Annotated in this window: 16 protein-coding genes and 1 pseudogene; 6 read left to right on the top strand and 11 right to left on the bottom strand. The window is 47.8% G+C overall.

Annotated elements, in window-relative coordinates; translation table 11 throughout:
• The first annotated feature begins 7 nt into the window (after positions 1 to 7).
• From AACY98_RS14475 to AACY98_RS14460, 4 genes are read left to right on the top strand one after another with little or no spacing between them, the layout of a single operon-like run.
• The gene (locus AACY98_RS14475; RefSeq protein ID WP_339806143.1) at positions 8 to 1,783 is read left to right on the top strand and encodes an N-6 DNA methylase; all 1,776 of its coding nucleotides are present in this window, start codon (positions 8 to 10) and stop codon (positions 1,781 to 1,783) included.
• The gene (locus AACY98_RS14470) at positions 1,783 to 3,756 is read left to right on the top strand and encodes a restriction endonuclease subunit S (protein WP_339806141.1); all 1,974 of its coding nucleotides are present in this window, start codon (positions 1,783 to 1,785) and stop codon (positions 3,754 to 3,756) included. Before AACY98_RS14475 ends, AACY98_RS14470 begins: the two co-directional genes overlap by 1 nt.
• Before the next feature lie 14 nt (positions 3,757 to 3,770).
• Positions 3,771 to 5,576: an AAA family ATPase gene (locus AACY98_RS14465; RefSeq protein WP_339806139.1), complete on the top strand. Its 1,806-nt coding sequence runs from the start codon at positions 3,771 to 3,773 to the stop codon at positions 5,574 to 5,576.
• A gap of 2 nt (positions 5,577 to 5,578) precedes the next feature.
• The gene (locus AACY98_RS14460) at positions 5,579 to 6,394 is read left to right on the top strand and encodes a hypothetical protein (protein WP_339806137.1); all 816 of its coding nucleotides are present in this window, start codon (positions 5,579 to 5,581) and stop codon (positions 6,392 to 6,394) included.
• 448 nt (positions 6,395 to 6,842) lie between these two features.
• On the opposite strand, the gene AACY98_RS14455 is transcribed toward AACY98_RS14460, so the two are convergent.
• Both AACY98_RS14455 and AACY98_RS14450 read right to left on the bottom strand, forming a co-directional pair.
• Entirely contained in the window at positions 6,843 to 8,054 is a 1,212-nt protein-coding gene (locus AACY98_RS14455) for an MFS transporter (protein WP_339806134.1), read from the bottom strand.
• A gap of 174 nt (positions 8,055 to 8,228) precedes the next feature.
• Positions 8,229 to 9,365 carry an alpha/beta hydrolase gene (locus AACY98_RS14450; protein WP_339806131.1) on the bottom strand — a complete coding sequence of 379 codons (1,137 nt, stop codon included), beginning with the start codon at positions 9,363 to 9,365 and terminating at the stop codon, positions 8,229 to 8,231.
• Positions 9,366 to 9,520: 155 nt separating this feature from the next.
• On the opposite strand from AACY98_RS14450, the gene AACY98_RS14445 reads away from it, so the two are divergent.
• Positions 9,521 to 10,423 carry a LysR family transcriptional regulator gene (locus AACY98_RS14445; protein WP_339806129.1) on the top strand — a complete coding sequence of 301 codons (903 nt, stop codon included), beginning with the start codon at positions 9,521 to 9,523 and terminating at the stop codon, positions 10,421 to 10,423.
• Between the two features lie 245 nt (positions 10,424 to 10,668).
• Entirely contained in the window at positions 10,669 to 11,136 is a 468-nt protein-coding gene (locus AACY98_RS14440) for a WapI family immunity protein (RefSeq protein ID WP_339806127.1), read from the top strand.
• Positions 11,137 to 11,259: 123 nt separating this feature from the next.
• Here AACY98_RS14440 and AACY98_RS14435 read toward each other — a convergent pair whose 3' ends face one another.
• The 9 genes and pseudogenes from AACY98_RS14435 to rfbF all read right to left on the bottom strand — a co-directional run bounded on the left by AACY98_RS14435 (position 11,260) and on the right by rfbF (position 21,210).
• Positions 11,260 to 11,799, bottom strand: a complete 540-nt coding sequence (locus AACY98_RS14435) for a cytochrome b (protein ID WP_339806125.1) — start codon at positions 11,797 to 11,799, stop codon at positions 11,260 to 11,262.
• A gap of 15 nt (positions 11,800 to 11,814) precedes the next feature.
• A complete protein-coding gene (locus AACY98_RS14430; RefSeq protein ID WP_339806123.1) occupies positions 11,815 to 12,879 on the bottom strand; it encodes an alkene reductase in 1,065 nt (354 codons plus the stop codon).
• Between the two features lie 370 nt (positions 12,880 to 13,249).
• On the bottom strand, positions 13,250 to 14,002 hold the full coding sequence (locus AACY98_RS14425) for an SDR family NAD(P)-dependent oxidoreductase (RefSeq protein WP_339806121.1): 753 nt from the start codon (positions 14,000 to 14,002) through the stop codon (positions 13,250 to 13,252).
• Positions 14,003 to 14,417: 415 nt separating this feature from the next.
• Complete coding sequence (locus AACY98_RS14420) at positions 14,418 to 15,734, bottom strand: cytidylyltransferase domain-containing protein (RefSeq protein WP_339806119.1); 1,317 nt, start codon at positions 15,732 to 15,734, stop codon at positions 14,418 to 14,420.
• Positions 15,735 to 15,748: 14 nt separating this feature from the next.
• Entirely contained in the window at positions 15,749 to 16,711 is a 963-nt protein-coding gene (locus AACY98_RS14415) for a hypothetical protein (protein WP_339806117.1), read from the bottom strand.
• A 300-nt stretch (positions 16,712 to 17,011) separates the two neighbouring features.
• Positions 17,012 to 18,130, bottom strand: coding sequence for a glycosyltransferase family 8 protein (locus AACY98_RS14410; RefSeq protein WP_339806115.1), 1,119 nt, complete (start codon positions 18,128 to 18,130; stop codon positions 17,012 to 17,014).
• A gap of 305 nt (positions 18,131 to 18,435) precedes the next feature.
• A complete protein-coding gene (gene rfbG, locus AACY98_RS14405) occupies positions 18,436 to 19,530 on the bottom strand; it encodes a CDP-glucose 4,6-dehydratase (protein WP_339806113.1) in 1,095 nt (364 codons plus the stop codon).
• Positions 19,523 to 20,425, bottom strand: coding sequence for an NAD-dependent epimerase/dehydratase family protein (locus tag AACY98_RS14400; RefSeq protein ID WP_126980511.1), 903 nt, complete (start codon positions 20,423 to 20,425; stop codon positions 19,523 to 19,525). Before AACY98_RS14400 ends, rfbG begins: the two co-directional genes overlap by 8 nt.
• Positions 20,426 to 20,430: 5 nt before the next feature.
• Positions 20,431 to 21,210, bottom strand: a pseudogene (gene rfbF / locus AACY98_RS14395) (glucose-1-phosphate cytidylyltransferase).
• Positions 21,211 to 21,734: the final 524 nt, after the last annotated feature.

The raw sequence follows: 21,734 nt of genomic DNA, 5'->3' as shown, positions 1-21,734 counted from the left end.
AGATAAGATGAATCTCAGCAGTACAATTAAATCCATTCAAGATATCATGCGCAAGGATGATGGTGTCGATGGCGACGCGCAGCGTCTCGGCCAACTCACATGGATGTTGTTCCTCAAGGTATTCGATCAGCGTGAGGAGGAATGGGCAGATGACAACCCAGCTTATAAGTCTCCCTTGCCTGAGGAGTACCGTTGGCGTAACTGGGCAGCCTATATAGTCGATGCAGATGGCAAAAAGAAACCACAGATTGCGGGTAGTGAAGTAATCAGCTTCGTCAACAACAATTTATTCCCGACTCTCAAAGAGATTGATGCAAACAAGAGCCCCCAGCATAAAGTAATCCGCAGTGTTTTTGAGGATGCTAATAACTACATGAAATCCGGCCCACAGATGTTAGCCGTGATCGAGAAGCTAGAAGACGCCATAAACTTCCACGACTTTACAACTCGCGCTAATATTGGTGATGTTTATGAGCAACTACTCAATGACTTACGCAGCGCAGGTAATGCAGGGGAGTTCTACACCCCTCGAGCCATCACAGCATTTATGGTTGATCGTGTCAATCCACGTCTAGACAAGCGTGAAACGGTAATGGACCCAGCCTGTGGTACTGGCGGCTTCTTGACTGCAGCCATAGATCATTTCCGCAACCAACTCACCACTAGATCCAGTTCTGAAGATAAGCGCGCCATCGAAGAGATAATACGAGGTATTGAAAAAAAGCAGCTACCACACTTGCTTTGCACCACCAATATGCTGTTGCATGGCATTGATGTACCTAGCCAAATCGAGCATAAGAACACGTTGGGCATTGGCTGGAACGAATGGAGCGCCAACCAGAAAGTTGATTGTATAATCACCAACCCCCCTTTTGGTGGCTATGAAGACGATGGAGTGGGCAGCGACTATCCGACGGACCTCAAAACCCGTGAGACCGCCGATATGTTTATGGCGCTGATTATTAAAAAGTTACTGAAAGAAAATGGCCGTGCCTCTGTGGTACTTCCAGATGGTTTTTTGTTTGGTGATGGAATCAAAGGCACGCTAAAAAAACTGTTGTTGCGTGACTGCAAGCTACACACTATCATCCGTCTGCCTAAGGGGGTATTCGCACCCTACACCACCATCAAAACTAACCTACTTTTCTTTACTAAGGGAGTCACAGTTGACGATGGCAGCGAGCACTTTCATACCGACACCATCTGGTTTTACGAACATCCCTATCCACCGGGCTACAAAAGTTACAGTAAAACTAAGCCGATTCGCCTAGAAGAATTTAAACCCGAACAAGAATGGTGGGGCAGCGAAGACAACGATTTTGCCGATCGTGTAGAAAACGAATTCGCCTGGAAAGTAGATTTCAAGAGCAAGCGCGAGCAAGCCGAAGCAGCGGCTCAGCCCCATTGGGCTAACGCCGAAGCACTCAACAACCAAGCCAGCGAGTTAGATAATCGCATCCGTGATCTGCGTGACTCTATTAAAGATTTCAACGATAAACCCCAGCGCCAAGTTGTTGAGGACAATATTGAAACTCTGCGCCATGAAAGCGAGGGCCTGCGCTTAAAAGCACGCGATGCTCAAGCAGCTGGTGATCGTCTCTATTGGCCAATTTTTAATCTTGACCTGAAAAATCCCAATGCCCCAGAAGAAGAAAGCCTTGATCCTATCGAGCTTTTGATTAAATACAAAAAACTGTTGGGTGAAATTGAAGAAACCGAAAATCAGCTAAAGAGTGAGCTAGCTGCAGCTCTAGCCCACCACTTTTCTGATAAGGAATCCTGATGGATGCACAACAATTTCTGGCAGAATTTAGGCATATTGCTAATGCGCCAGAGGGTGTGGCGCGACTGCGAGAATTGATTTATCAATTGGCCGTAACGGGTAGGCTAACCCGTCAGAATGAGGAAGATGGGAATGCGGACAGTGTTCTCGACAATGTTGCTCGCATCCGTCAGCAACTAATTACCGAGAGGAAATTTAAGTACTCACCAAAATTGGTTTCTGCTCCTCTGGTTCCACCGGCTATTGAGCTTCCACCTAATTGGCGTTGGAGTCGGTTACTGGATCTTGGTGAAATTAATCCGCGCAACCAAGCCGAATCTGCAGCCTTGGCAACATTCGTGCCCATGGCAGGTGTTTCTGAAATGCACTCGAAGACAATCGTGGGCGAAGTAAGGTCTTGGTCAGAAATCAACAAAGGCTATACCCATTTTGCCAATGGCGATGTCTTACTTGCCAAAATCACCCCATGTTTTGAAAACGGTAAATCAGCCGTTGTTTGCGACCTAGAATATGGAATCGGCGCAGGCTCTACTGAATTCCATGTCTTTCGCCCAATAAGTGAATGTATCGATCCGGCTTATGTGTACCTGTTCATACGCTCGCCGTTGTTTCGGGCAAAGGGAGTGGCTAGCATGACGGGTACTGCAGGGCAAAAACGGTTACCCACAGATTACTTTGCGCTTTGTGCTATGCCATTGCCACCGACGACTGAACAATCCCGCATTGTCGCCAAAGTGGATGAATTGATGGCCTTATGCAATCAGTTGGATGCGCAGCAACAAAAGCGCCGTACACTGCAAAACCACTTGCGTCAGTCCACTCTGCAAGCCGTTGCCATAAGTCATAACCCGTACGAACTACGAACTACTTGGGCACGTTTAACCGACAACTTCGGTCATCTATTTCATACCCCCGAGGATGTGAAGCAACTACGTGACTTAATTCTTGAGCTGGCCGTCTATGGACAGCTAGTGAATCAATCGGATGCAGATGAACCGATCGTTGAATGGTTAGCTGATGTGACAGCAACAAAAGCGACCTTAACGAAACAGAAGCTCATCCCTAAACAGGCTGCTATGACTGAGCTTGCTGCTAATGAGTACCCATTTCCGCCTCCAAAAGGGTGGACTTTTGTACGGCTTGGGCAAATAACGAACAAAATTGGTTCAGGGAGTACTCCCAGAGGGGGTAGAGATGTTTATGTAAAAATAGGGGTTCCATTCCTTCGGTCACAGAACATTTGGAACAATGGACTGCATTTGAGTGATGTTGCTTGTATCACTCTAGGAGAACATAAACGAATGTCAGGTTCAGCAGTATTAAGCGACGATATCTTGCTCAATATTACAGGTGCTTCGTTAGGTCGGTGTGCGGTTGTTCCATCGAATTTTGGTGAGGCCAACGTCAGCCAGCACGTAACAATTATTCGTCTGACAGATCCTCAAGTTCGTCAATATCTTCATCTTTGCATCTTGTCGCCTTACACCCAATCAATGATTTGGGGTCGCCAAGTAGGAATGGCTCGTGAAGGTTTAAGCAAGAAAGTCTTGGAACAATTCGAGATCCCATTACCCCCCATTGCTGAGCAACATCGAATTGTTGAACGTGTTACGCAGCTTATGCGTTTTTGTGACAAGCTAGAGTTGCAATTACAACGCTCAAGGGGAATGGCAGAAAATTTGGCAGTCGCATCTGTGGCAAGCCTCACCGGTATCACCATCGAACAAGTAGAGGAACCCATGAAAGCCCCAAAAACTGAACTGATCGCGCCACTCCGTTTGGGTACTACGCCGGATATTAAAGCCTTGGCACCGCTGGCTACTATCCTAGCCCGCCACAATGGCGAAATGAGCGCCAAAGATTTATGGCAACGTTTTGGCGGCGAAATCGATGCCTTCTACGCGCAATTAAAATCCGAAGTAACTGACGGTTGGGTGTTGGAACCTGTACCTGCTGAAGTGCTGGAAAAATAGGAAAAGGAACTCGCATGCAGCTTCTATATTTAGCCATTCCGCAGTTTCGCAACCTACACAATCTGGAAGTAAACTTTGCCTCTAAGTTGGAACCAGTGGCGGGTGTAGCCACTGACAACGAACCCAAACACATTCGCAGTCATGCTCTGATTGGCCAAAACGGCATGGGGAAGTCAAATTTTGTCGAAGCGCTGATTACCCTGTTTCGCGATGTCGATCTCGACCATGATGCCAGCTTTGATTACACACTGGAATATGAAATTCGAGGCCGGGTTGTACGCATTCAGGCAGACACCGCCAAACAAAAACGTCCCTATGTATGGATTGATGAAAAAAGTGAATCCCAGGGGTATTTACTGAAAAACCGCGAACTGTTGCCATCGCATATTTTTGCTTATTACTCCGGCCGCAATGAGCGTATAGAGCAATTGTTTCAAGAACACCAACGCCGTTTTAACTTGCGTCAGGAAATCACCACCGATGAAGTGCTCCCAGAACGTTTGCTAGAGAATTTTAGCGCTAGCGATGCTGAGATTCGTGCGCTGGAAGAAGCTAAACGCCGCCGTGAATCACGTTTAAAGCAAGCCGGAGATGATCGTCTGCGTCGTCTGTTTTACTGTCGCGGCGGTCATAGTCAACTGGTTCTACTGGCATGTTTGCTATCCGATGACCCGATATTTCAAAAAGTGTTGAAAAACCTGCATATCGAATCGTTAGAATCAGCGTTATTCGTTTTGAAAGAGCCTCATCGACTGCGTGAAAAACGCCGTAGTGGCAAATTCGATGAGACGGAACTTAATGAAGGTGATCCTCGCTTTTGGTATGCGCGCGGCAATGTGGTGAGCGAGTTTCTCGACAAGCTCTGGCAAGTAGCTTGGGCCCCTATTGAACAGGAGGCCAGCAAGCAAATTGATTTTCGTGGTCGCACAGAAAAACAAAGGCAGTTGTACTTGTATGTGCCGAATAAAGAAAAACTCAAGCAACTAGGCGATCTGGTAGGTGGGCCTGATAGCTTCTTCCGCTACGCTGAAGGAGCCTATATCGGCGATCTGATTGATGAAGTACGTATTATGGTCAAGAAGCGTGATGAGCATGGCGGTAAGGTAAGCTTTACTCACCTTTCTGAAGGTGAACTGCAAATGCTCACCGTCTTGGGCCTGATGCGTATCACACGTGATGACCATTGTCTTTTCTTGTTGGATGAACCTGATACCCATCTCAACCCCGTCTGGAAGTTGCGCTACTTTGACGACATTGAGGACGTATTAAGTTCCGAAAAAAGCTCAATCGTACAAGGCGAATCACAAATTTTGATCACCACTCACGACCCAATGATGATTGGTTCACTCAGAAAAGAACAAGTCCATATTATTCGTAAAATTGATGGCAGTACGTTGGTTGAACAGCCTGACGAACACCCCCAAGGTATGGGTGTATCTGGCCTATTAAAAAGTGAAATGTTTGGTTTGCCCTCTACGCTAGACCGCCATACTTTAAACATGTTGCAACGCCGTAACGATTTACTAGCCAAACGCAAGCATGAAGGCCTCAACCATAACCAGCAGCAGGAACTGAACTGTTTAGTGGTTCGCCTGGATGACTTAGGATTTTCAAGAGAATACCGCGACCCAATGTATCAATTATTCATCGAGCAGATGTACAAAGTCAGAAGCAAACCACTCGACGAACTGCTAAGTGAGGATGAGCTGAAAGAACAAAATGCCATCGCTGAGAAAATCATGGATCAGCTAGTGAAAGCTCAACGAATAGATGATCTGTCGTCGCTTGCTCAAGAACTGGCCGATAAGTTAAAGGAGTAAGCATGCGCAAAGTGATAATCCAAGGTACGCCACCGGCCGACTGGGTTGCCGAAGCTGATGCTATTACTGCGCAACTACAAGCTGCCGCTGATGAAAGGGAAAGACAAGTAATACTGGATGAATACGAAGGCTTCTGGCGTGACGCTCGTATACGCGATTGGCTTATGGGTCAATTCGCCAATAAATGTTGGTACACCGAAGCTGAAGAGTCCATTTCACCGATTCACGTTGACCATTTTCGTCCGAAGGGCCGTGTAAAAAATCTGGATGGCAGCTATGAAGCCGGTTATTGGTGGCTTACCTTTAACTGGAAAAATTATGTGATCGCTGGACACCTGATTAATACCAAGAAAAGTGATCAATTCCCCTTAATGGATGGGGAATGCCGTGCAGTAGTGCATTGCTCAGAGACTCAATTGAGACTTGAAGGTGCTGTTTTAATTGATCCTTTAACTGATCAGACGAGGCTAATTTCCTATGATCGCGATGATGATGGTTGCATCGCCGTTTTAGCAGGTGGTATAGATGAATTCGAGAAATTCAAAGCAGAGAAAACCATAGAAATTCTTGGTTTGAATAGAATTGATAAGCTTAATCAAAAGCGTGGAAAAAAGTGGGATGAGTGCCTATCGTTGATTGAAGATTATCGAGGAGCCAAGGCACAGAGGGCACAGGCATTGGTTTGGTTGATGAAACAAGTGTCGATTGCTAAATTAAAAGAAAAAATAAAATATGATGCGGAGTTCTCATCGGTTGCAGAGGCATGTATTCGTAAGCAAGCCCCAGAAGCAGTGATCGCAGCAGTATTTGAGCGCTAAGGATTCCCTGACGCGCTCTCACTTGTCGCCTACTCGAATGTGCTGTGCATCCATGCACGACACATTCAGGAAGGTTTACTGGAACTTAGATTATTAGGTATGATTTTGAAATCAGTTCTGTCTAAAAGCGGGAAGAAATAACATATAGTAAAAACCTAATAAAAAGGGACTTGCTAATTTTAGAGAATGTGTACACAATTAAGTACCTAATGAAGGGCATTGAAAGTAATTATTGTTGTTTTTCAATGGTATTTATGTGCTAATGAGAGTTGCGTTTCCCGCTCCAATTTTCTATTTTAGTCTTTCGCTAAAGGCTGAAAATCATTAGAAATCAAGGTGTTTTGTGCTTTTCTGTCTGCAGACACGCATTGAAATTTCCCCAAACCGATTAATTTAAGTATATGGGCAAGTCATGTGCCTGTTCATAATGTTGTCGGAGTTTTTACATTCAAGTCGATGCCAGTGCCGGGGTGGCGTAGTTTTCAGATGGGCCTTTAGGTTTGTGCAGATATGTTCTCAACGCGATTCCGATAATTCCCAGTGCGGCAAACAGCATCGCACCAAGTATGGCGTATTGCGCACCCCAGCCGGAAATGAACAGCCCGCAAACAAATGTTCCCAGTGTGGTGCCAAGGTTGGCTGCGGTCAGGAACAATCCGTTTGCGAACTCCGGCGCTTCAGGGGCGGCGGTGCTGACCATGTATTGATTACTGTTGTTGGCAATGCCAACGGCGATCCCGAGCGGTAGCAGAATGGCTGTGACGGCAAAGGCGGACTTGCCCATCACAAACAGCAAAGCATACAAGGCGAGCAGTAGTACGGGCATGGTCATGAGCGTTGGGGAGGGTGCTTTGGCAAGCAATCTGCCGGCAAAAACGTTGCCGATAATATTTGCCATTCCATACACAAATAGCAACAGGCTGATGATTTTAAAAGGCAACAGCGTAACCGATTGCAGGTAATCGGAAAGGTAGCTATAAAAGCCGAACATGACGGCGTTCATTAAAATGGCGGCGGCTACCGAAAGCCATAAGATCATTTTTTTCAATACACCGAGCTGTTCACCATATGTCAGTTTATTACCTGCCGGCATGGATGGCACGAACAGCAGCGTTGCCGCCAGTACGATGACATTCACCGCGGTGAAGAACACCATGGCCATGCTGAACCCCCATTCGTCAGCGATAAAGCTGGTTATCGGTACGCCCAGCACCATACCTGCCGATACGCCGATAAACAGTTTTGCGACTGCTTTGGGTGCGTCTTGTTTACTCACCGAAGCTGCTGCTGTGGTAAAGGCAATGGTGATGTAGACAGGGTGGAAAAAGGCGGGAATAGCCCGAAAAACCAGTTGCACGGTATAGCTCTGAGCAAAAATGGAAACTATATTGCTGATGACAAATACCGACAGCGCCAATGTCATTGCGGTTTTGCGGTTCATTTTGGAAAAGAATAGCGGTACGACTGGTGCGGCAAACGCTATCACCAAAGCAAACAGGCTGACCATCCAGCCCGCGTCGGGCACGCTGATGTTAAATTGCCTGGCGATGATTGGAATAATGCCGACCACGCCCATTTCGGTGTTCAGGATGCCAAATACGCCAAGGGTTAAGATGGGTATCAGCAGTCGGTTATTGGCCTGATTTGTTGAGTCTGTCATCGGGAAGGGTCTTTTGTTTATTTGATGCTGAATGGAAAATGGAAGGAAGCAGATCAGGGGCCACCGTCTACCATGAACCTTTTGGCGGTGAGGTAAAGCTGCCTGCCTGTCTGTTTCAGACAGGCAGTTTTTTGGGGCTAGATTTGGTTTACCGCGAGGGTGTTTGAAAACAAGTTATCTCAAATGTTCTTTAAAGAATTGTTCAAACTTGTCAAAAGGAATTTTGTCCAGGTTGTCGTATAAATCCACATGGTCGGCACCGGCGACAACCACCAGTTCTTTGGGTTCAGAGGCGGCTTTATAGACGTCTTCCGAATAGTAGCGGGAGTGGGCCTTGTCGCCGGTTACCAACAGAAGAGGGCGTGGTGAAACGTACTTGATGTTATCCATGAGCGGGAAGCTGAAGAATGACATGGGTGTGGTCGCCGTCCAGGCGGTTGTAGAGTTAATTGCCCTGGGGTGGAAACCACGCGGTGTTTTGTAATAGTTAAAAAATATTTTTGAAACGGGATCGGCATCTGCCGGCAACACATCAGGAAATAAGCGGTCGGCTTTGACGATGTTTCCGTTTTTATCAAACGGAACTTCATGCAGCCCTGTGGCAAATGTGCCTTGTTCGGCATCAGCCCAGCGCTGTTGGCTGAGGTAATCCACCACTTTCTGGCGTTGTTCCTGTGTATAAAAGTCCTGATAACCTTTGCTCATGCTGCGTGACATATCGTACATTGCAGTCGTTGCCACTGCTTTGATGCGGGAGTCACTTGACGCTGCGGTAATGGCCATGCCGGTTAGGCCGCAAATGGCCAGCACGCCGATGCGGTCGCGGTCGACAAAAGGCTGCAAGCCAATGAAATCTACCGCTGCGCTGAAATCTTCCGTGTAGATATCAGGGGATGCCACGTTACGAACCTCGCCTGCGCTTTCACCTGTGAATGACGGATCGAACGCCAGTGTTACAAAACCGCGCTCCGCCAAAATCTGTGCATGAAAGCCTGATGATTGTTCTTTTACCGCGCCAAACGGGCCGCTTAAAATAATTGCGGCCAGTTTTTGATTACCGGTGTTTGGCGGCATATACATATCGGCTGCCAGCATGATACCGTAACGGTTTTTGAAAGTTACTTTTTGGTGATCGACTTTGTCGCTTTTGGGGAAGGTTTTGTCCCACTCTTGAGTCAGTTGCATATGAGGTGCTCCTGTATTGACGGGAGGTTGGGGGCTGGCGGTTGCCGCAGATGCGCTGATGCCAAGGGCAACGTTCACAGCAATGGTGGTTTGTAAAATTTCTCTGCGGGAAAAAGAGTTTTTCATATCTGTTCCTGACCGGTGAATTTATGGGTGAATCATGCGATGGGTCTTTTTGCCAATGGGCATCAGATTTATCTGGATATGTTGATTATCAGCGTCTGATTACTCTGATACAATGAATAAATAAGGAATTGATAATTCTTAAAACAGGAATAATCATGCTGAATCGACTGGATGCCTTGAAGTATTTCTGTACCGCTGCCGAGACCTTGCAATTCCGCGAAACAGCGCTGCGGATGTCGGTGTCACCGCAGGTGGTCACACGCGTGATTGCCGAACTGGAAGAGGAGTTAGGGGCACTGCTTTTTGTTCGCAATACGCGCAATATGCAGCTAACCGAGTTTGGCGAGCGCTTTTTGCCGCAGGCCCAGCAGTACTTGCTGGACGGTGAAAAGCTGTTTGCCACGGCGCAAAAAAAGCAGGGCAATATGAGCGGAGTGGTGCGCATCACTGTGCTGAGGTTGCCCGAAAACGATGCCATATTGGCAGACTTGGTGGCGAAGTGCGCGGATTACCCGGAATTGCGCATAGATTGGCGGGTGGATTCGGCCAAGCTGCATTTAGTTGAAAATCAGATTGATATGGGGGTGCGGGTCGGTTTTGAGCCTGACCCGCTGATGATTGTTCGTAAGATCAGCGAAATGCAGGATAAACTTGTCATTTCGCCACGGTTGTTGGCCAAGCTTGGGCAGCCAAAAGATCTGGACGATTTGCAAAAACGGTTTCCTGCCAGCAATTTAATCAATGTGAATACAGGGCGTGCGTGGGGCTGGCCGATTAACGACGATTTGCATTTGTATCCAAAACAACAGCGCTTTGTTACCGATGATCCTTATAGCGAACTTTCTGCGGCATTGTCCGGAATGACTTGCTCGCTGCTGGCCGACTATATGTGCAACAAGCATCTTGAAAGCGGCAGGCTGGTGGAGTTATTTCCTGAGATGATGCGCAAACGCTGGGTGATGTATCTTTACCGTCCGCAACGCACCATGACTTCTGCGCATGTGCTGGCTGTGTTTGACTGGCTGACGGAGATTTTGCGCAAGTATTATGCAAAGTGACAAAATGAATTGAATTGTTTGTTTGAGTTAACAGAAAGATGAATTGCTTTGAAAGCGGTCAACTCAACAAACACTGGCAATCTAAATCAGTTTTTCCATTAAAGACTCACAACCATTAAGAATGAAAACACGCCGAGCGTTTTTCTGGCTTGTCTTTTGATTTACGGGTATGCAAACCACATGTTGAATAAAATGAGTTCTGATGGCTTAAGAGCAGTGTTCACTTTGGAGCGGATTGTTATTCAATGTTTTCATTAAAGAGTAAAGATCATGCTGTTGAACTGAGGCTGGATATCCTGGGTTATGAATTTCCAGATCTGGCAGATGACTGGTGCTTACTGAAAGTTACTGTGAGGCAAGATGATGATCTGTTTGAAAAAATTGATCCTGCCCTAGAAGCTTCTGACCTTTGCCGGCTGTATGCATGGTTCAATGCATTGGCAGATAGGCGTTTACCTTCTTTTTCTCATTTGCGCTTTACGGAACCGTGCCTTGAGCTGGCGTTTGTTTCCTGCATTGATAACGTCGTCAGAATCGCGGTAATTCTTAATTGCGAGCTTAAACCTGGCTTTACGCAAAAGTATCCTTATGCATCAAAGGATGATTGGCGATTATTTTTTGATCTCGATGAAAATGATTTTTCACAGATACTCAGTGCCATTCAACAGTGGATTGAAATTTACCCTTCAAGAATTGAAGGGGAAAATAATTAGGCCAGGAGAAGATTTTCATAAAGTGCAGGCGTTTTTCTATTAAGGGAGGGTGCTGAAAAATCCCTCATTCTTCACCTCCTGATCTGTTTTTGAACAAGATGTAAAAAATACATTTTCAAATATTCAGACCGGTTTCTTGCGGGCAAACCACATGCGTCGCATCAGTCCATCTTGGCGGATGAACTGGTGATACAGCGCTGCCAGCGCATGGCCGATGATCAATGCCAGCAAAGCCATGGCGGCCCATCCATGTATCTGACGGGCGGTAAAGTCTGAGAAGCTGGCTGGCAAAAGGGCACGCCCCTCGAATACGGCGGCAGGCAGATTGGCCTGGGCCGCCAATACCAGGCCGCTGGCGGCTGTGAGCAGTACCATAAGGTACAACCCATAGTGCATGAAAGTTGCCAGGCGGTTCAACAGCGCACTGTTGGTAGTAACAGGTGCAGGATGCGCTGTTTTCAGCCGCAGGACAAACCGGATCAATGTGAGAAGCAGGATCAGGTTTCCGGCCATCATGTGCCCGCGCAGCGCCATGATTTTTTCAGGCGAGCTGTTTGGGATGTGTTGCAGTTTTAGGCTTCCCATGGCCAGTGCCAAGATAATCAGTGCCGCCAGCAGCCAGTGTAATACGGTCAGGGTCGGGTGATAACGAGCGGGTGTCATCAAGGGGCACCTTTCTCAGATATTTTGCACGGCAGGATAGTCGGTGTATCCCTGCGCTGTGCCGCCAAAGAACGTGGCGCGGTCGGCATCGTTCATTGGTGCATTGGTTTTCAGGCGCTCGACAAAATCAGGGTTGGCCAGCACCATCTGGCCATAGGCTTCGAGGTCAGCCAGCCCCGAGTTGATATCGGCCCCAATCTGTTCGCGTGGTCGGCCTGGACGGTTGATGATCAATGTGCCTTGCCAGAGTTTGCGCATATCGGCCAGCAATGGCTCATTGCCCTGGTGCATGATGTGCAGATAGGCTAGATTGAGTTTGTTGAGTTCCGCCACCAGGTAACGGTACAGGTCAGGGCCTTCGGGGCCTTCATCAATGCCCCACATGGCTGTGCCAGGGGACAGTCGTATGGCTGTTCTGTTGGCGCCGATTTCTTCGGCAATGGCGGCGGCAACCTCAATGGCAAAACGGGCGCGGTTTTCAATCGACCCGCCGTATTGGTCGGTACGTGTGTTTGCACTTGGCGCAAAGAATTGTTGGACCAGGTAAGCGTTTGCGCCATGAATTTCGACACCGTCAGCACCGGCCTTGATGGCGCAGCGGGCTGCGTAGCGGAAGTCCTGAATGGTCTGGTGCACTTCCTGTGTGGTCAGTGCGCGGGGCGCGGGAATGTCCTGCATGCCTTTGGCTGTGAACATGGAGGCCCCCGGTGCAATCGGCGACGGTGCAACGGCCTGGCGATGGTGCGGTGTATTGTCCGGATGTGACATGCGTCCAGCATGCATGAGCTGGATGAAGATATGGCTGCCTTTGGCATGTACGGCGTCAGCAATTTTTTTCCAGCCTGCAATATGAGCACTGGTGTAGATGCCTGGTGTCGTCAGGTAACCTTGCCCATCGTCTGAAGGCTGCGCGCCTTCGGCCACGATCAGACCAACGCCGGCGCGTTGGGCGTAATACTCGGCTGCCAGTTCTCCTGGTGTACCGTCGTCGTGGGCGCGGGAGCGTGTCATGGGCGCCATAACGAGGCGGTTTTTGACTGTGTAGCGGCCGATCTGGGTAGGTTCAAACAGTTTGTTCATGGCGTACTCCGTGGTGATCAAGTGAATATTTTTGAAATGGTGATAGCGGCATCGGTATGATGCCATGTTATTTTTTTGTTCTGCTTCATGGTGGCGTCCTTGTCTGGCTGATGGAAGAATTATCTATCGATTCATTTATGAAATAAATATGTAAATATGGATTACACTGTTCCAAAAATGGAGCAATCGAGGTTGTTTTTGAATGATACGGTGTTGTTTGGCCGTGGTGTCGTCTGGCAGGTACAGGGGCAAGGAAGGAGGATTAAAGATGCAGCGGGGCCAGGCCTGATCAGGGGCGTGGATTGTTGTATGGATTGCTGCTTCGCAACCGTGGCTGTTGCACCGGTTGCGAAAAAAGATGCGGGCGGTTTTATTGGCTCAGGTAGCCACCGTCAACAGCGTATTGTGAGCCGGTAATGTAGGAGGCTTTGTCAGACAGCAGGAACAGCACCAGTTCAGCCACTTCATCTGCCGTGCCAAGCCGTCCGACGGGCTCGAGCGCTACCATGGAGTCAATGGCTTCTTTGGGCAGGGTGCCAAGCAAAGGGGTTTCGATGTAGCCCGGATGAATGGAGTTGACACGAACGCCTTTGGCCGCAAAAGCCAGTGCCGCCGATTTGGTCATGCCTGCGACACCATGTTTGGAGGTGGAATATGCGAGCGCAAAAGGTGTGGCGACCAGCCCCAGAATGGATGAGGTGTTGACAATAGAGCCACCACCGGACTTGAGCATTTCCGGAATTTCATAATGCATGGCGTAAAAAACGGAGAAGAGGTTTATTTCGATGGTGCGGCGAAACTCTTCCGCAGTGATTTCGGTGATGGAGCCGGAAACACCTGAAACGCCTGCATTGTTGAATGCAGCGTGCAACCCGCCGTATGTGCTGACCGCAAGCTCAACAGAGGCTTTGACATCGGCTTCGGAAGCAGCATTGCCAACAAATGCGCTTGCCTGTCCGTCGGCTTTGATGATTTCTTCAGTGACCTGGTGGGCGCTTTCTTTGTTGAGGTCTGAAACGATAACGGCAGCACCTGCTGCTGCCAGCTTGAGTGCGGCAGCTTTGCCAATGCCTGAACCGGCCCCGGTGACCAAAGCAACTTTTCCTGTCATTTCTTGTGTCATATCTCCTCCTGGATTTTTCGGTTGTTTCATATCAGTTGGTGATTTCATTGTAGTACAGGATGGTGGCGTGTTCGTGATACAGGCGCGTGAAGGTGTTTGAAATACACTGTTTCAACGCTCCTTTTGATAGGGTATTTTGTATTAAACCCGGATCAGCCAGATTGGTTGCAAATGGCTTCTGGCGGTGGTTTGCGGGGTGTATCGGGTACGTCGGGTAAAAACCGGTGGCAGGTGTGGCAGGGTGAAATCTGTTATCAGAGCTGTGCCGGTATTTGACCTGGTATCAGTACTGTCAGGCCGGGTGATGCAAAGATGTATGGGCGTACCATGTTTTTAGCAAAAGTGAACCCGCAGTCCGAATTGCACGCACTGCGGGTTGAGACTCAGCTATTTTCTTGCCCGTTTTTTGGGTTTGTTAAAACGCGCCGTTGTTATCGATGATGTCTTTGATGTGGTATTTATTGATGATTTCGTTGACGATGTTTTTTTCGGTCGCCAGCGTTTGAATGCATCTTTTCATCACTTCACTTTCGTATTTCTGGAAGATGACAACCAGGCTGCATTCGTCAATGAAGATGAGGTCGCCCGGCGTGACCGTGATGCCGCCAATGGTGACGGGCTTGTTGATGTAGTCCAGCGTTGCCCGACGTCTGACGTCTTGCGCGTTGTATTTTTTGGCAAATACCGGAAAGTTGAGAAACCGGGTTTGCTTGGGGTCTCTGGTGGCGCCGTCAATCACAGCGGCAGATGCGCCGCTTCTGAGTGCCAGGGTGGCGTTCAGGTCGCCAAAATAGGCAAAGTCATTGATTTCGTTTTCAACAACGATGATGTCGTTGTCAGAAATGCCGGCGTAGGATTCCAACGCATCGTAAATGCCGTGGAAGTCTTCCCCTTCTTCAAGTGCGCGAAGCCTGAGTGTATTGGCCCGCCCCAGTGCGGTGGAGCCGGGCAGGTTGCAGACCCAGTTGGAGAGAACCGCGCCGCAAGGCTCTCCTTTTTCTAAAAACATGTCGTCCAGCAGGTCGGAGAGTGCAGGGGATGTGATAAAGCTGCGAACCAGCCGCAGGTATTCACTTTCCTGGCGTTTGATGCCTTTGGCATATACTTCGGCAAACCTCAGGTCTTCTTCGTTATTGACGTCAACAAGTTCCTGCGGGTCACCAAAAATCATCCAGGGGCGGGTGCCATAACGTTTCTGGGTGGCAAGGGCGGCTTCTTTTTTGACGATGTATAAGCCCATGCTTTCTGAAACGGTGTCGGGCAGGTCTTTGCTGTTGGGGATATGATTGGGGTCATATTCCGGCTGGCCGTCTTTCCAGAAATAGTATTTGTCCTTTTTCATCAGAATGGCGGAATCGTAGCTGGCATCGTTTTTCAGCTTGCGGATGGCTTCATCAATGGTCTGTGGTTTGATGAACGGTGATGTGCACAGCAGCTGCACATAGATGTCGGCGTCAGGGTAGGAGTTGACCTCGTTCATGAACATCTGGTGGCCATCGGTTTTGTTGGTGGCCAGTGCCGGATCACGCTGCAAAAATGTAATGGGCAGGTAGTCGGCGTGCTGGTACATTTCCTGCGATTCCGAGTCAAGAAAAACACGGTCGATTTCTGTGCATTGCAACAGCGTTTTAAGCGCTTTGATGTAGAGCCTTTCGCCCTCCAGAAAACGCATGTTTTTGTTTTGAATTCTTTCACTGGAGCCTTTGGCCGGCACAAATGCATATACTTTCATACGGTAGTCTCGCGCTATTGATAGATGTCTTTGAACAGTCCTTTGAGTCCGACCGGGTTGACCGATACGATTTCAATATCCGGATAAAAGATGTCTATGAAATTTTTAAAATGGTTCCAGCCCTGTTTGTTGATGCTGATAGAGTGCATTAAATCTGCTTGGGCCATATGGTTCAATTGGCCGTCAAAATAACCACTTTCGTTTGTATCACATCCCACCAGGTAAATGCGTTTGGGTTTGGTCAGCAGGGCAAAGGCCAGGGCAGAAAAGGTAATGGAGTTAAAGTTAGGCAGCGGGTTGTTTTGAATGTCCTGACAGAATGGCGAGTAGCCGACCATGACGTAATACCGGTAGGCGTTGGCTGCAATGGCCTGTATGGCAGGAATAGATATTTCATATGCGCCCAGGATGATGCCATAGAATTTCTGGCACTGGCCACGCCGGTACTGGTTGGCGGCTTCGATATAGCCTTTGGAGGAAACGTAATCCTGAATGAACAGGTAGTCCAGTTCAAGCGCCGGGTGCTGGAAGGATTTGTTGACACCAATATGCACCGCACCCGGAATTGGCTGGTATTGTTTGAGCGTTGGGCCGCAGCCTACAACGGCAATTTCCCGGCCTTCATGTTGATTGGCAAACTGGGGAAAGACGGACTGGTGCAGCGTCTGAATTTCTTCCCGGTGAAAGATCAGGTGATACAGGTTGTCATTGAACAGCCTGGCCATTTGCAGCAGGTGCAACTGGGTGTCTGCCTTGGTGAGGTGGACATTTTGCAGTTGTGAATCAATTTGCAGTTGAGAGTCAATTTTCCCCTGTATAGCCTGTGCCTTGCTTTCAAATTCATGAGGCAGGTTTTGTTGCAGGTCTCTGAGCAACTGTTCTATCCGGTCCTGAACAGCATGAACTTCATCAACCGATTTTGCAATTTGTTTAACTCTGATTCTTGTTGCCAGTATCCGGTCAATAAAACTGCTCATAGTTACCTCCAAATTAAAACAGGCGAACCGGTATGTCTGTGTTTGCTATGGCGTTCCTTCACAAAGGTGCCGGGTTTTAGCAAATACCACTGGCAGGGTGCAGTCCAAGATATAAAAATAGAGTTTGGCGCTGCAGGTAATTCCTTTACAAGGCTGTGCCGGATAGTGACGATACTCAGCTAAAGATTATTCTACTTTATGCGTCCATCCGGGGTTATATGCTAGATCATTCTGAGTGTTTTCATGACAGAAGGCGAGGCCTTCTGTCAGATTAAACTGTGCCGATACCGGATAGAAGCTTTATTTCCCGAGTTTGATGGCAAATTTGCGCGCAATTTCATTTGCTTTTTGCAGCTCGTATCTGGCTTCTTGTTTTTTCCGTTTATGGCGTGCCCGTCTTTTGCCAAAGGTGATTTTTGACAGAATGCGATATTTCAAATAATTCGATTTGTTTTCCTGGTATCGGATGGTGTATGCAATATATTCTTCGTACTCACCTTTTTTAGCGTAAAGGTTTTCATTCATCCGGTACAGGATCAATTCATAATAAGGTGTTGTTCTGGCATAGTCCCACCATGTGACGGCCATATCTTCATTCGGGTCCAGCCAGGGTTTGTTTTTGTCTGCGTAATGGATGATTTTGGGGTCTGTGACGGCCAGGTATTTGGCACGGATGTTGGGAGACATTTTTTCAATGTATTTCAACTCCTTCATGTGCTTTTGCATTGGTGGCCAGTTCCACTCGTTGCCAAACCGGTAGTAGTTGTTGTTGAACAGTTCATTTAACGCATCCTGGTCCAGGATGTTGTAATTGAAGTTGGTGACCATTTCCATGAGTTTGGTGGAATAATTAAACTCACTGAATTTCTTCACATCAAAAAGCATGACCCCCGCCTGGAAATAGGTGTCCAGGTCGGAAAGCCCCAGCTTTTTATGAACGTAGTCGATGGCTTCTTTGCCGTAAAGGCGGATATGCGCAGAGAACAGGCATTCTTCTGTGGCTGCAATCGGATAGCCTTTGATATCCATGCTGTAGAGCTTATTGATGTCGTCAGTAATGATCAGGTCGGCATCTAAAAATAAGACTCTGTCAAAGTTCTTTAAAAACAGCGGTATCACCAGCCTGAAATAGGTTTCAATGGTGATGTGCGCAGCGGTGTAAAGCTTGAGGTTTTTAAAGTATTCTTTGACGTTGACAAACCGCACAGAAATGTTTTTTCTGGAAATAAAGTCGATGACATATTTTTTATTGGCTTCTGAGGCATCTTTGGAAAAGATGATGATGTCATAGTTGGTATGCTCGTCGCTGTTATCTACAATGGATTTCAGTGTGACGGTTAAGTAGGGGATAAAGTAATCACTAGACGAAAAAGCGAGTGTCGCGTAATTGTCTTGAAAAAAGGGTTTTATTTCATCCATTGCTGTACCTGACTAGTTCTGTTGAATAACGTATCTTTGCATCCGGTGGTGCATTGGCTTTGATGGCTAATCTCGCGAAAGAGATGTTGCCGCCGTATGCAACCGGTTCTGTGGCGTTAAATGGCCAAAGGTAAAAACTATCTTTCAAAATAAATCACTCCGTTGCATGCAACGGAGTGATTCGAAACAAGTATGTATCCGGCCACATTGCAACCACCTCAAAAGAAAGAGGTGGTTGGATTGTGGCGGGGTTAATTCTCATTCAAAATTAAAATAACATCCGATCAGGGAAGCCTGCTTACAGATTACAGATGCGGTGCAGAAGCTTCCATTCTCTTGATGTATTCTTCAATCTGTTCAACGCAGAAGTCATACATATCGTTGCTTGTCAGTGCTTTTTTGTACCAGTCGACCGTCTTTTCTATCGATTCTTTCAGGTTCCACTGCGTGTGCCAGCCCAGCATCACATAAGCTTTGGTGACATCAAGGTTGAGCAGGGTGTTTTCGTGCACAACAGCGGTACTTGATGCATCAATGACTTTGCCTTTGCCATAGTACTCAGCCAGTTTGGAGACTACTTCCATCACGGTTTTGTTGGCAGAAATATGGGGGCCGAAGTTAAAGCTGGTGGCATACTGGATGGGATCGGCCAGCAGTTTTTCGCCTACACGCAGGTAACCTGACAGGGGTTCAAGCACATGCTCCCACGGGCGGGTGGCCTTGGGATTGCGGATTTCAATGTCTTTGCCTGCTTCGATAAAGCGGATGCAGTCAGGAATCAGCCGGTTGTCTGACCAGTCGCCGCCGCCAATGACGTTACCCGCCCTGACGCTGGCAATGGCTTTGCCATGTTCGGCGTATTTCTGCGGGTTGAAGTAGGAGTTGCGGTAGGAGGAAATCATCAATTCAGCGCAGCCTTTTGATGAGGAATAGGGGTCATACCCTCCCATGCGATCGGTTTCTTTGTAACCCCAGATCTGCTCGACATTTTCATAGCATTTATCAGAGGTAATCATGACCACGGTTTTCACGCAAGCATTCTGCCGGGTGACTTCCAGCATGTTCAGCGAGCCCATCAGGTTGGTTTCATAGGTTTCCTTGGGGTTGGCATAGGCAGTTTTGACCAATGCCTGTGCAGCCAGATGGAAAATGAATTCAGGCTGGTATTTTTCGATAACGCTGTTGAGCTTTTCGTAGTCGCGGATATCGCCTCTGATGTCGGCAAACAATTTTTCAGACAGATGGCTGGCGACAAAATTGCCTTTTTGTGAGTAAGGGTCAAGAGAGTAACCAATGACTTTGGCGCCCATCATGGTCAGCCAGATCGAGAGCCACGAGCCTTTGAACCCCGTGTGGCCGGTCACTAAAATTGTTTTGCCTTGATATACGTTATTAAACATCGCGATTTTCTTTCCACCAATCTATTGTTATTTGTAAACCATGATCCAGTTTGATCTTTTGCGACCAACCAACCTCCTGAACAAGCCTGCTATTATCTCCGGCAATAAAAGGGTCATCAAAACTTGAGGGGATAGCACCCCAGAGAATCTGCCCTTTAAAGGAGGTTAACTCTGCAATTTTTTCAACGATGGAGCGCAGCCGGACCGGCTCTCCGGAGCTGATGTTCACAGCGCCCTGAACCTTGCTGTCAAACAGGTCCACAATACCTCTGGCCGTATCAAACACATGCAGGTAGTCCTGAATTTTGAGACAGTCACTGACCTTGACATCTTCGCCCTTGAGCATGGAGAGGATGACCGATGGCATCAGCCGGGTTTTCTTTTCATTAGGGCCGTACAAATTAAAAATTCGGGCCCACTGAAAGTCAACCTGGTTGTTTTGGCAATAGACTTTGCCCATGTGATAGGCTGAGGACTTGCATTCTCCGTAGATCGAAGGAGAGGCCAAAGGCGTTTGATGCTCACGCAAGTAGCCGTAAGAGAAGTCGTACTCTGAAACGCTGCCGGCACCTAAGAATTTTTTGCCGCCATTTTCAACAAACCCCTCTAGCAGGCTCAGGGTTGCGATGGTCCACTTGATATTGTCATTAGAGGCATGGCATTTGGGGCCTGTATACCAAGCCATGTGAATCAGAGATTCAAAACGGTTGGCCCGCAAAAAGTCATGGACTCTTTGGGAGTCCATCAGGTCCAGTTCATGCTGTATCAAGTTGGCTTGATTGTGGCGGCTTTGGGAAAATGTCAGCAGGTGAACTTCATACCCTCTTGCTACAAGCTCATTGACCACATGGGTGCCAATGAAGCCTGTTCCGCCGGTTACCAGTACGCGTTTCATTTCTGTTATTTCTCCCAGATTTTCCAAGGAGCCGAATTGCTGTCCCACATGTTATTGAGCTCGACCTTGTCTCTGAGCATATCCATGGCGTGCCAAAAGCCGCTGTGTTTATAGGCGTGGAGCTGGCCGTCTTTTGCCAGGCCTCTCAAAGGCTCCTGTTCCCAGATGGCGCGGTCGCTGTTGGGAATATAGTCGAAAATTTCGGGTTGCAGCACAAAGAAGCCGGCATTGATCTATGAGCCGCTTTCCTTTGGCTTTTCCTGAAAGTTGCTGATGATGCCGTCGTCATCAATCCCGAGTGCGCCAAACCTTCCTTCCGGCTGGTAGGCTGTCAGGGTAGCCAGTTTTCCGGATTTCTTGTGGCTTTCAATCAGTGCGGTAATGTCAACGTTGGAAACGCCATCGCCGTAGGTCAGCATGAAAGGCTCATTGCCGACGTATTCCTGTGCTCTTTTGATTCTGCCGCCGGTCAAGGTATCTTTGCCGGTATCGAGCAAAGTGACTTTCCAGGGTTCAGACAGGTTCTGGTGCACGGTGACATCGTTGGTTCTTAAGTCAACGGTCACATTGGAATTATTCATAAAATAATTGACAAAATAATCCTTGATGACTTCGTGCTTGTATCCGCAAAGAACAACAAATTCATTGAACCCATAATGAGAATAAATCTTCATAATGTGCCAGATGATTGGCTTGTTGCCAATTTCAACCATTGGTTTAGGACGAATGCCGGTTTCTTCGCCCAGCCTGGTTCCCAACCCGCCTGCCAGAATCAAAACTTTCATTTTTTTCCTTTGGTTTAATCTCCATTTGTGGCATAGGCAGCGCAAAAGCACCTAGCCTGCATGAGCCTGCATCTATGGAAATCTTCTTAAAATAATCAAGGATTGTAAGTGCTTCTCTGTTCATACAGCAACTGGGGCCTATCACAACTGAGTTAGCGCTGCTGGTACTCAGAAAATATTTCATCTGGAACAATCCAAAACTTGCCTTTAAACTGAGGTGCTATTGGTATTGAAATCAGAGGAGAACAGAGGAAGCAACCCGGTACAAATCTTCTCCACTTTTCTCCCGGAATTCACATCACACATGCCTGCATTGCCCGAAAAAAGCATTCATGCTGAGGATGCAAAACCGTTCAATGAGTGGGGGCAAGGTCGTTGACATGAGTAAGAGTGAAGCGTTCTGCACTTGGTTTGATGAAACCGTAGAAGAGCCGGTATTGATTGAACCAGCGACGAGATTTGAGACTGTTGAATAGCGTTGGTGTTCCCTCGGGTCATTATTGACCCGGTGTGATTCTTATTTG

The organism is Saezia sanguinis (assembly GCF_963921665.1).
GTDB lineage: Bacteria > Pseudomonadota > Gammaproteobacteria > Burkholderiales > Burkholderiaceae_C > Saezia > Saezia sanguinis.
Note: the sequence above shows the minus strand (reverse complement) of the source record. Positions and strands in the feature narration are given on the sequence as shown.

Excerpts from the sequence above, each read along its gene's own strand:
- AACY98_RS14475 (WP_339806143.1), top strand. The coding sequence starts at position 8 with ATGAATCTCAGCAGTACAATTAAATCCATTCAAGATATCATGCGCAAG.
- AACY98_RS14470 (WP_339806141.1), top strand. The coding sequence starts at position 1,783 with ATGGATGCACAACAATTTCTGGCAGAATTTAGGCATATTGCTAATGCG.
- AACY98_RS14465 (WP_339806139.1), top strand. The coding sequence starts at position 3,771 with ATGCAGCTTCTATATTTAGCCATTCCGCAGTTTCGCAACCTACACAAT.
- AACY98_RS14460 (WP_339806137.1), top strand. The coding sequence starts at position 5,579 with ATGCGCAAAGTGATAATCCAAGGTACGCCACCGGCCGACTGGGTTGCC.
- AACY98_RS14455 (WP_339806134.1), bottom strand. The coding sequence starts at position 8,054 with ATGACAGACTCAACAAATCAGGCCAATAACCGACTGCTGATACCCATC.
- AACY98_RS14450 (WP_339806131.1), bottom strand. The coding sequence starts at position 9,365 with ATGAAAAACTCTTTTTCCCGCAGAGAAATTTTACAAACCACCATTGCT.
- AACY98_RS14445 (WP_339806129.1), top strand. The coding sequence starts at position 9,521 with ATGCTGAATCGACTGGATGCCTTGAAGTATTTCTGTACCGCTGCCGAG.
- AACY98_RS14440 (WP_339806127.1), top strand. The coding sequence starts at position 10,669 with ATGTTTTCATTAAAGAGTAAAGATCATGCTGTTGAACTGAGGCTGGAT.
- AACY98_RS14435 (WP_339806125.1), bottom strand. The coding sequence starts at position 11,799 with ATGACACCCGCTCGTTATCACCCGACCCTGACCGTATTACACTGGCTG.
- AACY98_RS14430 (WP_339806123.1), bottom strand. The coding sequence starts at position 12,879 with ATGAACAAACTGTTTGAACCTACCCAGATCGGCCGCTACACAGTCAAA.
- AACY98_RS14425 (WP_339806121.1), bottom strand. The coding sequence starts at position 14,002 with ATGACACAAGAAATGACAGGAAAAGTTGCTTTGGTCACCGGGGCCGGT.
- AACY98_RS14420 (WP_339806119.1), bottom strand. The coding sequence starts at position 15,734 with ATGAAAGTATATGCATTTGTGCCGGCCAAAGGCTCCAGTGAAAGAATT.
- AACY98_RS14415 (WP_339806117.1), bottom strand. The coding sequence starts at position 16,711 with ATGAGCAGTTTTATTGACCGGATACTGGCAACAAGAATCAGAGTTAAA.
- AACY98_RS14410 (WP_339806115.1), bottom strand. The coding sequence starts at position 18,130 with ATGGATGAAATAAAACCCTTTTTTCAAGACAATTACGCGACACTCGCT.
- rfbG (WP_339806113.1), bottom strand. The coding sequence starts at position 19,530 with ATGTTTAATAACGTATATCAAGGCAAAACAATTTTAGTGACCGGCCAC.
- AACY98_RS14400 (WP_126980511.1), bottom strand. The coding sequence starts at position 20,425 with ATGAAACGCGTACTGGTAACCGGCGGAACAGGCTTCATTGGCACCCAT.